Genomic DNA, 569 nt, shown 5'->3' on the forward strand with positions numbered 1-569 from the left:
CATTAAACATGGCCGTTCTTGTCGCCAGCATTCAGCAACCGTTAGATTGGATTGTTCTGGGTGTTTTTGGCGGTGCCACAGTTCAATACATTGGCGTTCAAGCCAAGCATTAAGTTCTTCGAGAGTCTTGAACTTGGGAGCGGTATGCCATAACTGATGCCGAGCATCTCGCACCTTTTTCTCGACTTGGCCTTTCTCCCAACCTGCAGCTGGATTACAGAACTCAGCTTCAAACAGATAATGACTGACTAGCGTTTGGAATCGGCGATTAACATCGCGCTGTTTACCTGATCGTACCTTATCCACAGCAGTCTTCATGTTGTCGTAGATGCCGCGTTCAGGCACGCCACCAAAGACCCGAAATGCATGATTGTGTGCATCAAACAGCATCTCGTGCGTTTGTTTGTAATAAGCTCGCAGGAAGAAAGCTCGACTATTGCTTAGCTTGAAGTAAGCAACTTGAAGGCAGCACTTCCGACCATTGATCGTGGCGAAATCTTCGCCCCAATCAAACTGGAATGCTTCGCCTGGTGCAAAAGTCAGTGGAACATAGACTCGCTTAGCGGCAG

At 48.2% G+C, this 569-nt stretch carries 1 protein-coding gene; it reads right to left on the bottom strand.

Annotated elements, in window-relative coordinates; all coding sequences use genetic code 11:
• A partial coding sequence (gene istA / locus A3761_RS04580; RefSeq protein WP_156491595.1) for an IS21 family transposase occupies positions 1-569 on the bottom strand: 569 nt, incomplete at both ends.

This window comes from Oleiphilus sp. HI0123 (genome assembly GCF_001635315.1).